15 protein-coding genes are annotated in these 15766 nt (G+C 74.1%); 6 read left to right on the top strand and 9 right to left on the bottom strand.

What is annotated here, in order from left to right; translation table 11 throughout:
- Positions 1-154 precede the first annotated feature (154 nt).
- Positions 155-856: a hypothetical protein gene (locus FXF50_RS23145; protein WP_148430971.1), complete on the top strand. Its 702-nt coding sequence runs from the start codon at positions 155-157 to the stop codon at positions 854-856.
- A gap of 7 nt (positions 857-863) precedes the next feature.
- Here FXF50_RS23145 and FXF50_RS23140 read toward each other — a convergent pair whose 3' ends face one another.
- From FXF50_RS23140 to FXF50_RS23125, 4 genes are read right to left on the bottom strand one after another with little or no spacing between them, the layout of a single operon-like run.
- Positions 864-1469: a hypothetical protein gene (locus FXF50_RS23140; RefSeq protein ID WP_148430970.1), complete on the bottom strand. Its 606-nt coding sequence runs from the start codon at positions 1467-1469 to the stop codon at positions 864-866.
- Between the two features lie 40 nt (positions 1470-1509).
- Positions 1510-2559, bottom strand: coding sequence for a type III polyketide synthase (locus FXF50_RS23135; RefSeq protein WP_148431013.1), 1050 nt, complete (start codon positions 2557-2559; stop codon positions 1510-1512).
- Between the two features lie 41 nt (positions 2560-2600).
- Positions 2601-3767: an acyl-CoA dehydrogenase family protein gene (locus tag FXF50_RS23130; RefSeq protein WP_148430969.1), complete on the bottom strand. Its 1167-nt coding sequence runs from the start codon at positions 3765-3767 to the stop codon at positions 2601-2603.
- A gap of 43 nt (positions 3768-3810) precedes the next feature.
- Positions 3811-4566 (bottom strand): methyltransferase domain-containing protein, encoded by a 756-nt coding sequence (locus tag FXF50_RS23125; protein ID WP_148430968.1) that lies wholly within the window; start codon positions 4564-4566, stop codon positions 3811-3813.
- A gap of 45 nt (positions 4567-4611) precedes the next feature.
- Here FXF50_RS23125 and FXF50_RS23120 point away from each other — a divergent pair, with 45 nt between their 5' ends.
- The 4 genes from FXF50_RS23120 (at position 4612) to disA (ending at position 9293) form a co-directional block, all read left to right on the top strand.
- Positions 4612-5451, top strand: coding sequence for a UbiA family prenyltransferase (locus FXF50_RS23120; RefSeq protein WP_148430967.1), 840 nt, complete (start codon positions 4612-4614; stop codon positions 5449-5451).
- A 141-nt stretch (positions 5452-5592) separates the two neighbouring features.
- A complete protein-coding gene (locus FXF50_RS23115) occupies positions 5593-6408 on the top strand; it encodes a hypothetical protein (RefSeq protein WP_148430966.1) in 816 nt (271 codons plus the stop codon).
- A 106-nt stretch (positions 6409-6514) separates the two neighbouring features.
- A complete protein-coding gene (radA, locus tag FXF50_RS23110) occupies positions 6515-7966 on the top strand; it encodes a DNA repair protein RadA (RefSeq protein ID WP_148430965.1) in 1452 nt (483 codons plus the stop codon).
- A gap of 142 nt (positions 7967-8108) precedes the next feature.
- Positions 8109-9293 carry a DNA integrity scanning diadenylate cyclase DisA gene (gene disA / locus FXF50_RS23105; RefSeq protein ID WP_091322179.1) on the top strand — a complete coding sequence of 395 codons (1185 nt, stop codon included), beginning with the start codon at positions 8109-8111 and terminating at the stop codon, positions 9291-9293.
- Between the two features lie 6 nt (positions 9294-9299).
- On the opposite strand, the gene FXF50_RS23100 is transcribed toward disA, so the two are convergent.
- The 3 genes from FXF50_RS23100 to FXF50_RS23090 form a co-directional block, all read right to left on the bottom strand.
- Complete coding sequence (locus tag FXF50_RS23100; RefSeq protein WP_148430964.1) at positions 9300-10067, bottom strand: hypothetical protein; 768 nt, start codon at positions 10065-10067, stop codon at positions 9300-9302.
- A 106-nt stretch (positions 10068-10173) separates the two neighbouring features.
- On the bottom strand, positions 10174-10737 hold the full coding sequence (locus tag FXF50_RS23095) for a peptide deformylase (protein ID WP_148430963.1): 564 nt from the start codon (positions 10735-10737) through the stop codon (positions 10174-10176).
- A complete protein-coding gene (locus FXF50_RS23090; RefSeq protein ID WP_148430962.1) occupies positions 10734-11246 on the bottom strand; it encodes a glycine cleavage system protein R in 513 nt (170 codons plus the stop codon). The genes FXF50_RS23095 and FXF50_RS23090 overlap by 4 nt, the downstream gene beginning before the upstream one ends.
- Positions 11247-11342: 96 nt before the next feature.
- Here FXF50_RS23090 and FXF50_RS23085 point away from each other — a divergent pair, with 96 nt between their 5' ends.
- Positions 11343-12248, top strand: a complete 906-nt coding sequence (locus FXF50_RS23085) for an A/G-specific adenine glycosylase (protein WP_148430961.1) — start codon at positions 11343-11345, stop codon at positions 12246-12248.
- Between the two features lie 86 nt (positions 12249-12334).
- On the opposite strand, the gene FXF50_RS23080 is transcribed toward FXF50_RS23085, so the two are convergent.
- Both FXF50_RS23080 and FXF50_RS23075 read right to left on the bottom strand, forming a co-directional pair.
- Positions 12335-14872 carry an ATP-dependent Clp protease ATP-binding subunit gene (locus FXF50_RS23080; protein ID WP_107078339.1) on the bottom strand — a complete coding sequence of 846 codons (2538 nt, stop codon included), beginning with the start codon at positions 14870-14872 and terminating at the stop codon, positions 12335-12337.
- 482 nt (positions 14873-15354) lie between these two features.
- Positions 15355-15705: an Lsr2 family protein gene (locus FXF50_RS23075; RefSeq protein WP_091267630.1), complete on the bottom strand. Its 351-nt coding sequence runs from the start codon at positions 15703-15705 to the stop codon at positions 15355-15357.
- Positions 15706-15766: the final 61 nt, after the last annotated feature.

Here is a 15766-nt window from a genome sequence, read left to right as displayed (position 1 = left end):
TAAGGGTGACGGAAGCGTTCATAACTAGGGCGATGCGCTCCTTCCATGGTAGCTCCGGAATTCCACGTGCGCCCAGGTGTGGCGGTACGACGGCCGGTGCGGGACGCTGGGAAGGGACGTACGTCCGCTCACCGAGACGGCTCCTGGGGGTCCGATGGGCATGCCTGACGCTGAAGGCCACGGGCCACCGGACGGGCTGCCCGACCTGCCTCCGGAGTGGGGTCGGGTGGTCATCCCCGACGACGCCTCGGCGCTGGCCGAGGAGGCCCGCCAGGTCCGCCGCGAGCTGCGCGCGGCCCACCGGCAGGCCACCTCGCGGTGGGGCCTCGGCCCGGCCGGTCGGGGGGCGCCCGGGCTGCCGGTGCTGGCCCTGCTGGTCGCCCTGCTGATCACCCTCACCGGGCTGGCCGCCGTCACCTGGCCCCGGTCGAGCCGCTCCGGCGGCGCTCCCACCGTTCTCCCGTACCCGACGGCGCCCATCGGGCCGCTGCCCGCGCTCGACCTGGTCGGTCCCGACGACGCGCCGGTGCCGCTGCGCAGCCTGCTGCCCGCCATGATCATCCTGGTGGACGCGTGCGTCTGCGCGGAGCAGGTCGGCACCGCGGCGGCGACCGCGCCGCCCGGCGTGACCGTGGTCACCGTCACCGAGAGCCGCAGCGCCGGGTCCGCCACCGCCCCGGGGGTCCGCCCGCTCGCCGACCCGGCCGGCGGCCTCCGCTCCTACCTGCATCTGTCCGCCCACCCGGGCACGGCCGCCGCGCTGCTGGTGGACCGGCAGGGCACCCTCGTCCGGGTGGTGCCCGACCTGGGCCCGGTGGCGGACTACCGCGACGACCTGGTCCGGCTGGGCGGCTGACCGCCGCTCAGGCCAGCGCCTCCAGCCGGGCGTCGAGGTCGACCCGGTCCCGCAGCGCGACGAACCGGGTCAGCAGCGGCCCACCCATCGAGCTCACCGTGACCATCGACCTGGCGGTCGGCCCGTCGCAGCTCAGTATCTGCTCCGTCCCGTCGTCGGACGAACCGGTGAACCGGACGGCCACCGCCCCCGGGCCGGAGCAGCTGACCGTCAGCAGGAACCGGTTGCCGTCCGACGCGTTCGCCCGGCGGGTCACCGGGGCCCCGTCCGGCGTCAGGCGGGACCGCTCCCGCCACACCTCGAACAGGACCTCGCTCCGCCGCGTCACCCCGCCGGGCTCCTCGTGGATCACCACCGGCGCGTCCGGATCCGCCTCCGTCTGCTCCAGCACCCGCCCGGTCTGCGCGTCCACCACCACGCTCAACCCGACCCGGGAGCCACTCGGGCCGACCCGGACGCCGGGTTCGAGGAAGGCGCCGGTCGACGGGGTGGGCGCGGGCGCGGGTCGGCCCAGCTCCGGCGCCGCCGCCCGCCACCAGCCCGCGCCGGCCGCCAGCGCCGTCACGGTCAGCCCGGCCAGCAGCGCACTCCGGATCCGCTCGTCGGGAGCCATGCGGAGAGCGTATCGGCGCGCGGCGGCGGCCGCCGTCCCGTCAGCCGGTGCGCTCCAGCAGGGCCGCGTAGAGCGTGAGGCCCGGGCCGAACGCCAGCATCACGACCCGTTCCGGCGGCGTCTCCGCCCGGCCCAGCCGGTCCAGGATCAGCAGCACCGTCGGGGACGAGCAGTTGCCGTGCTCGTCTAGGATGGCCCGGGACGCCGCGAGCGCCGCCGGCGGAAGGGCCAGCTCCCGCTCCACCACGTTGAGGATGCGGGGGCCGCCCGGGTGCACCGCCCAGCCGTCCACCTCGGAACGCTGCCACCCGTGCCGGGCCAGCAGGTCGTCGACCAGCCCCCGGACGTGACGCGAGAGCACCTGCGGCACCTTCGGGGACAGCCCCATCCGGAAGCCGGTGTCCGTGACGTCCCAGGTCATGTGGTCGGCCGTGGAGGTGTCGGTGACCGAGGTGACCTCGCGCAGCGCGTACCCCCGGCCGCCGGGGACGACCACGGCGGCGACCGCGGCGTCGGAGAAGAGCGCGTGCGAGACGATCTGCTGGGTGTCCACCCGCGCGCCCGGCGGCTGGATGTGCAGGCTGGTCAGCTCCGCGCAGAGCAGCAGCGCGGGGCGGCCCCGGGCGGTGACGAAGTCGCTGGCCGCGCCGAGCCCGGGCAGGGCGGCGTAGCAGCCCATATGCCCGACGAACATGCGCTGCGTGTCCGGGGCCATGCCCAGGTCCCGGGCAAGCAGGATGTCCAGCCCCGGCGTGGCGTACCCGGTGCAGGAACAGACCACGAAGAGGCCGATGTCACCGGCGTCGAGGCCGGCGGCGGTCAGCGCCCGGCCGACCGCCTCCTTGCCCAGCGGCAGCGCCTCGACCTGGTAGCGCCGCATCCGCCGTTCGGTGGGCCACTCCGAGACGTCCTCCAGCAGCGGGTTCACCGCCGCCTGGCGCCGCGACACCCCGGAGTTGGCGAAGATCCGCTCGGCCAGCGCCCGGGTGGTCCCGGAGAAGTGCTTCGCGAAGAAGCCCGCCCACAGCTCGTCCTGCGCGGCGGACGGCGGTTGCGCCGTACCCAGACCCGCGATCACCGGCACGCCCATGTCCCCCACGTCCCCCACCTCTCGTCCCCCAACCCGACGCTTCACCAACGAGGCGTCGAGCCGTCGCGGTCCGGGTCGCCGCCGAGCGCGGCGATGCCGAGCCAGTCGGCGCAGACGTCGGACGTGGCCGGGTGGAGCGAGCCGCACCGGGCGTCCCGGTAGAGCCGCTCCAACGGATGCCCCCGCCGGGTGGCCGACGTGCCGGCGGCCTCCAGCATGGACGCCGCCACCTCGGCGGCGGTGGTGCCGGCCAGCAGCTTGGCCCGCCACACCCAGCGGTTGGTCTCGGCGTCGCCGGGCGCCTCGTCGACCCGACGGGCCGCCTCGGCGACCACCAGTCCGGCCGCCGCCACGGCCGCGTCCGCCCGGCCCAGCCGGGCCCGGACCGCCGGCAGGCCGGCCAGGTTGCGCGCGTTCAGGTGCTCGGCGGCGGCGTCGATGGCGGCCCGGGCCACCCCGACGTAGACGGCCGCGTAGCTGGCCACCAGCCAGTGCGGCATCAGCTGGGCGACCACCAGGGCCAGGCCCTCCACCCCGCCGAGCAGCCGGTCGGCCGGGACGGTCACGTCCAGGTGCAGGTCGTGCGAGGAGGTCGCGCGCATGCCCAGCGAGTCCCAGGTGGGCTCGACCGTGAGCCCCGCCCCGGCGGGGACCAGGAACTGGGAGACCACCGACTGGTCGGTGGCGCTGCGGGCGGCCACCAGGTAGCCGTCCGGGTGGCCCGCGCCGGAGCAGAAGGTCTTGCTGCCCTTGAGGTGCCAGCCGCCCTCGACCGCCTCGTAGACCGTGCTGAGCTGGGACAGCCGGGCACCGGCGCCGCGCTCGCTCATGGCCACCGCGTACCAGGCGCCCTCGGCCGCCGCGCGGAGCAGGCGGTCCCGGGCGGCCAGCGCCTCGTCCGGCACGCCGAGCGCCTCGGCCAGCTCCTCGGTGACCGCGCCCAGCGCGCCGGTGACCGAGGCGTGCATGTTGAACACCAGCGCCGTCGCGCCGTTGCCCCGGGCCAGTTCGGTGGCGACCGCCGCGTACTCGGCGAAGGTGGCGCCCATGCCGCCCAGCTCGCGCGGCACCATGAGCCCGAACAGACCGGCCTGCCGGAGGTCGGCGAAGTCGTCGACCGGGAACGAGCCGTCCCGGTCGTGGTCGGCCGCGCGGGCGGCCAGTCGCGGCGCCAACCTGCGGGCCGCCTCCAGCGCGTGCACAGTCATGTAGCCCCCTTCTCGGCGTCCCCTTTACCCCCGGCGGCCCCCGCTACCCGCTCCGGCGCCCGTGGCCCTGATAGAGCACGGCGGTCGACCAGGTCGGCACGATGCGCGGCTCCCTCCGGACCGGACGGCCGGCACCGCGCCACCGGCGCAGCAGCCACGTCAGTGTCCCGCCCAACTCGGGTCGGACCCCGCGCAGCCGCAGCGCCACGCCGTGCCGGGCGCATTCCGCCACCAGCGCGCGGGCGTCCACGAACAACCGTGGATCGTGGATGCCGCGCGGCACGGTGGGCAGCCGCTCGCCCAACTCCACCGCCACCAGCCGGGCCAGGAAGGTGTCGTTGAGGGTGTCCAGCACCAGCAGCCCGCCGGGCCGCAGCAGCCGGCACGCCTCGGCCACCGCGCGCCGCCAGTCCGGCACGTGTTCCAGCAGCTCACCGGCGGAGACCACGGCGGCGCAGCCGTCCGCGAGCGGGACCGCGGTGGCGTCGCCCTGGACCACCGTCACGCCGCGCCCGGCGGCCTGGTCGAGGGCGGAGCGGGTCAGGTCCACCCCGACGTGCCGGTAGCCCTTGCCGGCCAGGTGCGGGGCGAGCAGCCCGGCGCCGCAGCCGAGGTCGACCAGCAGGTCGTCCCCTTCGGACGCCGGCGGCACCAGGGCCGCGCGGGCCCGGGCCAGCCAGTGCAGCATCGCGAACGCGCCGTCCGGTCGCCACCACTCGCCGGCCAGGTCGTCGTACTGGCGGGGATCGTTGGGCGGCAGCACCCGGGGCGGAGTGGACACCGGGGCCGCGTTCCGCATGGACCGAGCGTGGCACGACTCCCCGGTAACGACCAGACTTCCCTTATGTCGATGTCGGTGTTAGGGCTGGTCAGGGCGAGCCACCCGGAACCGGCCGCCGCGGTGACCGTGGTGGCCGCGCTGCTCGCCCGGGGCGCCGGGCACGACCCGGCCGGGATCACCGCCGTCGCGCTCACGGTGCTGGCCAGCCAGCTCGCCGTGGGCTGGAGCAACGACCTGATCGACGCCGACCGGGACGCCACGGTGGGGCGTACCGACAAACCGGTGACCACCGGCGCGGTCTCCCGGCGGGCGCTGGCCCGCGCCACCGTGCCGGCCGCCGTCGCCACCCCGCTGCTGGCGCTGGCCACCGGCCCGGCGGCGGCGCTCTGCGCCACCCTGGGCCTGGTCTCGGCACTGCTCTACAACTGGCCGCTGAAGTCGACTCCGGTCTCGGTGCTGCCGTACGCCGTCTCGTTCGGCGCGCTGCCCGCCTTCGTGGTGCTGGCCCTGCCCGGTGCGCCCGCGCCCCCGGTCTGGCTGGTCGCGGCCGCCGCGCTGCTGGGCGCCGGGGCGCACTTCGCCAACGTGCTGCCCGACCTGGCCGACGACGCGCGGACCGGGGTGCGCGGGCTGCCCCACCGGCTGGGGTCGGCGGGCAGCCGGGCGGCCGCCGCCGGGCTGCTCCTCGCGGCCACCGTCGCGCTGGTCCTGGGGCCGCCCGGGCCGCCGTCGTGGGCCGGGCTGTCGGCGGTCGCCGCCGCCGTCGGCGTGCCGGCCCTCGGTTGGTACGCCGGACGCACCGCGGCCGGGGCCGGCGTCCGGCAGGTCGCCGCCTTCCGGGCGGTGCTGGTGGTGGCCCTCATCGATGTGGTGCTGCTGGTGGCGAGCGGCCGGGTGGTCTGACGGTTCCCCACGAAGGTGGCATTACCGGGTCGGCGTGCGGGCCTCGATCACCTCCAACTACCCTGGAGCGCGGTCTGCGCGGGTATGGCCACCCCGTGTCCGGCGTCCCGCCGGGTGGGGATCGTGACGAGGAGGACCGACGTGACGCGCTCGATCAGGGGTTCCGGGCGGGCGGCCCTGCTGCTGGCCGGCACGGCGGCGGCGACGAGCCTGCTGCTGTCCGGGTGTGGCGCCGGCCAGGTGGCCGAGACCGCCAACAAGATCCCGTCGGTGCAGGGCGTCAACGTCCAGACCCCCGACAACCTCTACAAGGTGCGCGGCCTCTACGTGGAGTTCCCCGGCCCGGAGGGTTACAAGTCCGGCGCCAACGCGCGGCTGAACGTGGTCATCTACAACGACAGCGAGCAGCCGGTGACCGTGACGGTCACCACCGACGGCGCCCGGGAGATCGTGCTCAGCGGCGCCGGGGCGGGCAGCGAGGCGGCCACCCCGACCGGCTCGCCGACCGAGCCGGCGTCCGCGTCGCCCACGGCGACCGACCCGAGCGCCTCGCCCAGCCAGTCGGTCGGCACCAGCGAGTCCCCGTCGGCGAGCGGCTCCGCCTCGGCCAGCGGATCCGCCTCGGCGAACCCGTCGCCGTCGGCCAGCGAGTCGGCGCCGGCCGGCCAGCCGGCCCGGATCGAGATCCCGGCCAACAGCTACGTCCAGCTGACCGGCAGCAGCCCGCGATTCCTCCAGCTCGTCGGCCTGAACCAGAGCCTGCGCGTCGGTCAGCCGGTCAACCTGACCTTCGACTTCGGCGGCGGCAAGGTCATCAAGACCGGCGCGGCGGTCGGCGTCCCGCTGACCCCGGCCGCACCGCCCTCGCCGGTGGTGCAGCCCCGCGAGGAGGAGGGCGGCGCCGGCCACCCGGGCGGCCTCATCGAGGGCGGCACCGAGGGCGGCAACCACAGCTGACGCCCGACCCAGCTTCGACGGCACCGCCGGTGTGGCCAGCGCCACGCCCGGCGGTGTCGCCGTTTCCGGGTGGGCTTTCGTCGTACCGTCCGGTTAGCGTCCTGGGGTGAGCACGCCCCGATCGACCTCCCCCCGCGCCACCGCCGGCCGCGGCCGCACCACCGCCAAGGAGCCGCGCCCGGCCTACGAGTGCGACGCCTGCGGCCACCAGCCCCCCAAGTGGGTGGGGCGCTGCCCGGAGTGCGGCGAGTGGGGCTCCGTGGTCGAGTGCACGGTGACCGGCCCGCTGGTGTCCGGCCGGGTGGTCAGCTCCCGGATGCCCGCCGAGCCGGCCCGCCCGATCGCCACCATCAGCGCCGCGCCCGCCCGGGCCCGCGCCACCGGGGTCAGCGAGCTCGACCGGGTGCTCGGCGGCGGCCTGGTCCCGGGCGCGGTGGTGCTGCTCGCCGGCGAGCCCGGGGTCGGCAAGTCCACCCTGCTGCTCGACGTCGCCCAGCAGTGGGCGACCAACGCGGGCAGCCCGTCGCTGGTGGTCAGCGGCGAGGAGTCGGTCAGCCAGGTGCGGCTGCGCGCCGAGCGGATGGGCACCCTGCACGAGCAGCTCTACCTGGCCGCCGAGAGCGACCTGTCGGCGGTGCTCGGGCACCTCGACGCGGTCAAGCCGGGTCTGCTGGTGCTCGACTCGGTGCAGACCATCTCCACCACGGGCACCGAGGGCGTGCCGGGCGGGGTGACCCAGGTCCGGGCGGTCACCGCGGCCCTGGTCGCGGTCGCCAAGGAACGCGGCATCGCCACCGTGCTGGTCGGGCACGTCACCAAGGACGGGCAGGTCGCCGGCCCCCGGGTGCTGGAGCACCTGGTCGACGTGGTGCTGCACTTCGAGGGCGACAAGCATTCCTCGCTGCGCATGGTCCGGGGGGTGAAGAACCGGTTCGGCGCGGCCGACGAGGTGGGCTGCTTCGAGATGCACGAGGGCGGCATCAGCAGCCTGGCCGACCCGTCCGGCCTGTTCCTGACCCGCTACTCCGAGCCGGTGCCGGGCACCTGCGTGACGGTGGCCATGGAGGGGCGGCGTGCCCTGGTCACCGAGGTGCAGGCGCTGATCGGCGCCACGGTCGCCGGCTCCCCCCGGCGCACCGTCTCCGGGCTGGACGGCGCCCGGCTGGCCATGGTGCTCGCGGTGCTCCAACGCCGCACCGAGCGGCTCACCCTGCACGACCGCGAGGTCTTCGCCGCCACGGTGGGCGGCATCCGGGTGGTCGAGCCGGCGGCCGACCTGGCCGTGGCGCTGGCGGTCGCCTCGGGCGGGCTCAACCTGGCCCTCAACCCGCACCTGGTGGCCATCGGCGAGGTGGGGCTCACCGGCGAGGTCCGCCGGGTCGGGGCGGTGCCCCGCCGGCTGGCCGAGGCGGCCCGGCTCGGCTTCCGGTTCGCCCTCGTGCCGCCCGGCTGCGGCCCGGGCAGCAGCGGGGTGGTGGCCCCGGAGAACATGCGGGTGACGGAGGTCACCGACGTCCGTGCGGCCCTCCAGGCTGCCGCGCGCGCGTCGGCCGAGTGACGGTCCGTAGGCGTGCGGTGGGACCGGGCGGGCGATTTCGGGCAGCCGGCGCAGCGGGTCGGCGACCGGGGGAGCCGGACATCGTGACACATCACAGTAACCACGAGAGCACCCACCGCACGGCAGTCCGTAGACTGTGCCCGTGCCGATCGACCGCGATGCCACCAAGCCCGCCGCGGCGACGCCGCACGCCCGCACCGGCGCCGTGGGCTCCCCCGCCCGTGCCATCAGCGTGAGCGTCACCGGAAACGTCGGCGGGGCCGGCGGCGACCCGCTGCGGGCCAACCTCGCCCTCATGGCGCCGGGCACCGCGCTCCGCGACGGCCTGGAGCGGATCCTCCGCGGCCGCACCGGCGCGCTCATCGTGCTCGGCTACGACAAGGTCGTCGAGCAGATCTGCACCGGCGGCTTCCCGCTCGACGTCGAGTTCTCCGCGACCCGGGTCCGCGAGCTGTGCAAGATGGACGGGGCCGTGGTGCTCTCCAGCGACGGCACCCGCATCGTCCGGGCCGCCGTGCACCTCATGCCCGACCCGTCGATCCCCACCGAGGAGTCCGGCACCCGGCACCGCACCGCCGAGCGGGTGGCCCGGCAGACCGGCTACCCGGTGATCTCGGTCAGCCAGTCCATGCGGATCATCAGCCTCTACGTCAACGGCCAGCGGCACGTGCTGGACGACTCGGCGGCGATCCTCTCCCGGGCCAACCAGGCGCTGGCCACCCTCGAACGCTACAAGCTCCGGCTGGACGAGGTCTCCGGCACGCTGTCCGCCCTGGAGATCGAGGACCTGGTCACCGTCCGCGACGCGGTGGCCGTGGTGCAGCGGCTGGAGATGGTCCGCCGCATCGCCGACGAGATCGCCGGCTACGTGGTCGAGCTGGGCACCGACGGCCGGCTCCTCGCCCTTCAGCTCGACGAGCTGATGGCCGGCGTGGACGCCGACCGCACCCTGGTCATCCGGGACTACCTGCCGGTCGGCCGGAAGTCGCGCACCCTCGACGAGGCCCTGGTCGAGCTCGACCTGCTCAGCGCCACCGAGCTGATCGACCTGGTCGCGGTGGCCAAGGCGATCGGCTACCCGTCGGCCTCCGACGCGCTCGACGCCGCGGTGAGCCCGCGCGGCTTCCGCCTGCTGGCCAAGGTGCCCCGGCTCCCCGCGGCCGTGGTCGACCGGCTGGTGGTGCACTTCGGCAGCCTCCAGCGGCTGCTCGGCGCCACGGTGGAGGACCTCCAGGCGGTCGAGGGGGTGGGCGACGCCCGCGCCCGGGGCGTCCGCGAGGGGCTGTCCCGCCTCGCCGAGGCGTCCATCCTGGAGCGCTACGTCTGACCGGCGTCAGCCGGTGATGGTCAGCTTCACCGGCTCGCTGAGCTTGGTGCCCACCCGGGCGAAGACCTGGTACGTGCCGATCGGGGCGAACTGGCCGTTGGCCACCCCGTTGGCGCAGCTGCTGTCCAGCTTGCCGTTCCAGCCGAGCTCGTAGGAGCGCTCGAAGTTCGGCGTGAACGACTGCACGTCCGAGCCCTTGCCGGTGCCACAGGTGTCCGAGGACCAGATCCGGTTCGCGCCGGCCTTCACGTAGAGCTCCTGGAGGTCGGCGCCCACGTCCCGGCTGCAGGTGCGGTCGGAGATGTTCTTGATTTTGAGGCGCAGGGTGACGACCGTGCCGCGCTGGGCGGTGGCAGGCACCGCCACCGGGGTCACCCGGATCTCCGAGTCGGCGCAGGTGCCGTCGTCGGCCACCGGGGCGGCCGGCGCGCCACCGTCGTTCGTGCCGGTGCCGCCGCCGTTGTTCGTCCCCGTGCCGCCGCCGTTCGTGCCGCCGCCGTTGTTCGTCCCGCTGCCGTCGCCCGTCCCGCTGCCGCCGCCCGAGTCGCTCGCGCTGGGCGACGGGCTGGTGGACTGCGGGGTCAGCAGCGAGCCGGTCGGCCCCGGAGCCGCCGTGTTGCTCGGTGACACGCCGCCGCCGGACCCACCGGTGTTCTGGTCGGTCCCAGAGCAGGAATACAGCAGGACGATCACGAAGAGCAGCACGGCGCCGAGTACGACGGCTCGACGCCGCCAGTACACGGTGGGAGACAGAGGGCCGACCGTCAGACGCATGATGCGTTCACCGTAGCGGCGCGACGCCCGGCCCGCTGGCGCGACGCGCCGGTGACCCTTCGCCCGGCCCCACCGACACTCCACAGTGGATGCCGAACACGGCGGCTCAGAGGTAGACCTTGCGCTGGTAGACGGCGTGCGCCCCGGCGACCCGGTCGAGGAAGAGCAGGCCGGCGCAGTGGTCGATCTCGTGCTGGAGGGCCCGCGCCTCGAACCCGTCGGTGACCAGCCGCACCGGGTCGCCGCTGCCCGGCAGCACGCCCTCGACCACCAGGCGGCTGGCGCGCTTCACGTCGCCGGTCAGGTCGGGCACCGACATGCAGCCCTCCCGCCCGGCCTTCCAGCGGCTCGCCTCCACCACGGTGGCGTTGCAGAGCACGAAGGTGCCGTGCACGGTGACCGCCTTCGGGTGGCCGGTCACGTCCACGGCGAACACCTGGGCGCTCACCCCGACCTGCGGCGCGGCCAGGCCCACGCAGCCCGGCGACACCCGCATCGTGGCGACCAGGTCGGCGGCGAGCCGCACCACCTCGGCCGAGGTCGGGTCGACCGCCGGCCCGGGCCGGCTGAGCACCGGATCAGGGGCGGCGACCACAGTGCGTACCTCGCCGGCGAGGCCGAGCTTCTCCGGGGTCCAGCCGCCCAGGCCGGCGTACTCCTCCGCCGTCACAGCAGGTCCGTGTCCGCGGGGCGGAGGCTGACCCCCACGCCCAGCTCCGCGGCGGTGCGGGCGAGCCGGCCGGCCACCTCGTCGGCGCTGCCCGGCGGCAGGTCGACCTCGGCGACCACCACGTAGAGGGAGCCGGTCAGCCGGGTGCTCAGGTCGGTCACGTTGCCGCCCGCGTCGGTCAGCACCCGGGTCATGGCCGCCACGATGCCCATCCGGTCCGCGCCGTGCACCGCCATCACGTACGGCTCGCCCGTGGGCTCGGTCTGCCCGTCGGGGGTGACCGCGCGTACGGTGGCCAGCAGCTGGCCCTCGGCGGCGAGCGGGGCCAGGGCGGCCTCGACGTCGGCGGCGGCCGGGCCCACGCAGATCAGGGTCATCGCGAAGTGTCCCCGCAACCGGGTCATCGTCGAGTCGGTGAGGTTCGCGCCGAGCCGCGCGAGGACCTCGGCGACGTCGGCCACGATGCCCGGCCGGTCCCGGCCGATGACGGTGATCGCGAGCTCGTTCATCCGGACATTCTGCCCGGTCACCGCCGGTCCGCCGCGACGGCCCGCCCGCCCCGCCCAACCTGCGGGAAAGCGGCCCGTGACATCATCGGCGGCGCCATGACTGAGCCCACCTTCGCCACCCTGGTCAGCCGCTGGTACGAGCAGAACGCCCGCGACCTGCCCTGGCGCGAGCCCGGCGTCGGTGCCTGGGCGATCCTGGTCAGCGAGGTCATGCTCCAGCAGACGCCGGTGGTCCGGGTGCTGCCCGCCTGGGAGGCGTGGCTGACCCGCTGGCCGACCCCGGCCGCGCTGGCCAGGGACAGCCCGGCCGAGGCGATCCGGATGTGGGGCCGCCTCGGCTATCCCCGCCGCGCCGTACGCCTGCGTGACTGCGCGGTCGCCATCGTGGAACGGCACGGCGGCGAGGTGCCGGACCGGCTCGACCACCTGCTGGCGCTGCCCGGCGTCGGCACGTACACGGCCCGGGCGGTCGCGGCCTTCGCGTACGGGCAGCGACACCCGGTGGTGGACACCAACGTGCGACGGGTGGTGTGCCGGGCGATCGCCGGCGAGCCCGACGCCGGTCCGGCCACCCGCCCCGCCGACCTGGTCGCCACCGAGGAACTGCTGCCCCTCGAGCCGGCCGCGGCGGCGCTGGCCAGCGCGGCGTTCATGGAACTCGGGGCGGTGGTGTGCACCGCCCGCGCCCCGCGCTGCGCGGTGTGCCCGGTCGAGTCGGTCTGCGCCTGGCGCGCCACCGGCCAGCCGGCCCCGGCCGGGCCGACCCGCCGTCCCCAGCGCTACGCCGGCACCGACCGCCAGGTGCGCGGCCTGCTCCTCGCCGTGCTGCGGGACGCTCCCGGGCCGGTGCCGCATCAGCGGCTGGACCAGGTCTGGCACGACGACGTGCAGCGGGCCCGGGCCCTCGCCGGCCTGGTCACCGACGGCCTGGTCGAGCCGGTCGGCGAGGAGTCCTTCCGGCTGGTCGGGGACGGCCCGCCGGTCCCGCTCCCCCGCCCCTGACCCACCCGACGTCCGGGCCGGAAAAAGGCGACGGCCCCGGCGGCTTTCGCCTGCCGGGGCCGTCGCCCTCGATCAGTTGCCCGAACTCACGCGGCGTCGTCCGCGCCCGTGGCGGCGGTGCCGCCGAGGTCCGCCGGGACCGCGTCCGGCACGGCCACCGGCCGGTCGGCGCCCCGGAAGACGAGCTTGGACTTGTCGATGTTGTCGGGGTCGCCCTCGCAGTCCACCACCACGATCTGACCCGGGGTCAGCTCGTTGAAGAGGATCCGCTCGGACAGGTTGTCCTCGATGTCGCGCTGGATCGTGCGACGCAGCGGCCGCGCGCCCAGCACCGGGTCGAAGCCCTTCTTCGCCAGGTACTTCTTGGCGTTGTCGGTCAGCTCCAGGCCCATGTCCTTGTTCCTCAGCTGCGTCTCGATCCGGGCGATCATGATGTCCACGATCGAGAGGATCTCGTTCTCGCGCAGCTGGTGGAAGACGATGGTGTCGTCGATCCGGTTCAGGAACTCGGGCCGGAAGTGCTGCTTGAGCTCGTCGTTGACCTTCTGCTTCATCCGGTCGTAGTTGGACTCGGAATCCTCAGAGGCCTGGAAGCCCAGCGACACCGCCTTGGCGACGTCCCGCGTGCCGAGGTTGGTGGTCAGGATGATGACCGTGTTCTTGAAGTCCACGATCCGACCCTGGCCGTCGGTGAGCCGCCCGTCCTCCAGGATCTGGAGGAGCGTGTTGAACACGTCCGGGTGGGCCTTCTCGATCTCGTCGAAGAGGACCACCGAGAACGGCCGGCGACGCACCTTCTCGGTCAGCTGCCCGCCCTCGTCGTAGCCGACGTAGCCGGGAGGGGCACCCACCAGCCGGGACACCGTGTACCGGTCGTGGAACTCGGACATGTCCAGCTGGATGAGGGCGTCCTCGCTGCCGAACAGGAACTCGGCGAGCGCCTTGGAGAGCTCGGTCTTACCGACGCCGGACGGGCCGGCGAAGATGAACGAGCCGGACGGGCGCTTCGGGTCCTTCAGGCCGGCCCGGGTGCGCCGGATCGCCTTCGAGACCGCCTTGACCGCGTCCTCCTGGCCGATGACGCGCTTGTGCAGCTCGTCCTCCATGCGCAGCAGGCGCGAGGTCTCCTCCTCGGTCAGCTTGTAGACCGGGATGCCGGTCCAGTTGCCGAGCACCTCGGCGATCTGCTCGTCGTCGACCTCGCTGACGACGTCCAGGTCACCGGCCTTCCACTCCTTCTCCCGCTGGGCCTTCTGCCCGAGGAGCTGCTTCTCCTTGTCACGGAGCTGCGCGGCCCGCTCGAAGTCCTGCGCGTCGATCGCGGACTCCTTGTCGCGGCGGACCTGGGCGATCCGCTCGTCGAAGTCGCGCAGGTCTGGCGGCGCGGTCATCCGGCGGATGCGCATCCGGGCGCCGGCCTCGTCGATCAGGTCGATCGCCTTGTCCGGCAGGAAGCGGTCGGAGATGTAGCGGTCGGCCAGGGTGGCCGCCGCGACGAGAGCCGCGTCGGTGATGCTGACCCGGTGGTGCGCCTCGTAGCGGTCCCGCAGGCCCTTGAGGATCTCGATGGTGTGGGCCAGCGACGGCTCACCCACCTGGATCGGCTGGAAGCGGCGCTCGAGAGCGGCGTCCTTCTCCAGGTGCTTGCGGTACTCGTCGAGGGTGGTGGCGCCGATGGTCTGCAGCTCGCCACGGGCCAGCATCGGCTTGAGGATGCTGGCGGCGTCGATCGCGCCCTCGGCGGCACCCGCACCCACGAGGGTGTGGATCTCGTCGATGAACAGGATGATGTCGCCGCGGGTGCGGATCTCCTTGAGCACCTTCTTGAGGCGCTCCTCGAAGTCACCGCGGTAGCGGGAGCCGGCGACCAGGGCACCGAGGTCGAGGGTGTAGAGCTGCTTGTCCTTCAGCGTCTCGGGCACCTCGCCCTTGATGATCTTCTGGGACAGCCCCTCCACCACGGCGGTCTTGCCGACGCCGGGCTCACCGATCAGGACCGGGTTGTTCTTGGTGCGGCGGGACAGCACCTGCATGACCCGCTCGATCTCCTTCTCGCGCCCGATGACCGGGTCGAGCTTGCCCTCGCGGGCGGCCTGGGTCAGGTTCCGGCCGAACTGGTCTAGCACGAGGCTGGTCGACGGCGCGGCCTCGCCCGGCGCGGCGCCGGCCGCGGCCGGCTCCTTGCCCTGGTAGCCGGAGAGCAGCTGGATCACCTGCTGGCGGACCCGGTTGAGGTCGGCGCCGAGCTTGACCAGCACCTGGGCGGCGACGCCCTCGCCCTCACGGATCAGGCCGAGCAGGATGTGCTCCGTGCCGATGTAGTTGTGGCCGAGCTGCAGCGCCTCGCGCAGCGACAGCTCCAGCACCTTCTTGGCCCGCGGCGTGAACGGGATGTGCCCGCTCGGCGCCTGCTGGCCCTGGCCGATGATCTCCTCGACCTGCTGACGGACGCCCTCGAGGGAGATGCCGAGGCTCTCCAGGGCCTTTGCCGCGACACCCTCACCCTCGTGGATCAGGCCCAGCAGGATGTGCTCCGTACCGATGTAGTTGTGGTTGAGCATCCGGGCCTCTTCCTGGGCCAGGACGACAACCCGTCGCGCTCGGTCGGTGAACCGCTCGAACATGCCCTCGTGCTCCTCACGTGCCGTGCGCCTTGATGGTCAGATCTCGGCGGGGCCGGTGCGCGGACGTCCGGGACGGGCGTCCGTGCCTCCTTACTCTATCGCCGCGGACCGACTCCGCTGAGGTCGTGTGTCCCCGCGAATGGCCGTTCACGCGTCGTTTCTGACAACCGTCCGCGCTCAGGAGGTGTTCCGGTACCCCAGCCTGTACGCGCAGAGCGAAATTCGACCGCCGGTGGAAAAGCCCGGTCGAGGGGCTCGTGCGGGGGCGTCGGCGCCCGGCCGCGGTCTTCCACAACCTGTGGACAGCATCTCCACCGCCTGTGGACAACTCCCCCGGGGGCCGGTTTCTTCCCGGGTCCGGCATGCCCCTGGGCGGGGCTGGCGCGGACCGGACAGACGGCGCAGTCGGGCGGAAACGGCGACGCCGGCCCGGAGTGGTACTCCGGTCCGGCGTCGTGTCGCCCGCTGCTGGGGTCGTCGGGTCAGTGCCCCGCCTTCGCGTGGTACTCGTCCACGATCTCCTGCGGGATGCGCCCCCGGTCGGAGATGTCCTTGCCGGCCTTCTTGGCCCAGGCCCGGATGGCCTTGTTCTGCTCACGGTCGGCGGTCGCGCCGCCACGACCCCGCGCGGCCCGGCCACCCACGACCACCCCGCCGCGGCCGACCTTCGTCCCGTGCGCGATGTACTGCGCGAATACGTCCCGCAATTTTTCAGCGTTGGAAGCGGAGAGGTCGATCTCGTACTGCACACCGTCGAGCGCGAACTTGACGGTCTCGTCAGCGTCCCCGCCGTCCAGGTCATCGACCAGCTTGTGAATGATCTGCTTGGCCACGTCCCACATTCCTTTCGAGCAGGGTTGTGCCCCGGTAATACAGGAGAACGATAACCCGCCC

Origin of the sequence: Micromonospora sp. AP08, from assembly GCF_008085935.1 — a bacterium.
In the GTDB taxonomy this organism is placed as follows: domain Bacteria; phylum Actinomycetota; class Actinomycetes; order Mycobacteriales; family Micromonosporaceae; genus Micromonospora; species Micromonospora chersina.
The sequence above is the reverse complement of the archived record's forward strand: the minus strand, read 5'-3'. Positions and strand labels throughout refer to the sequence as shown.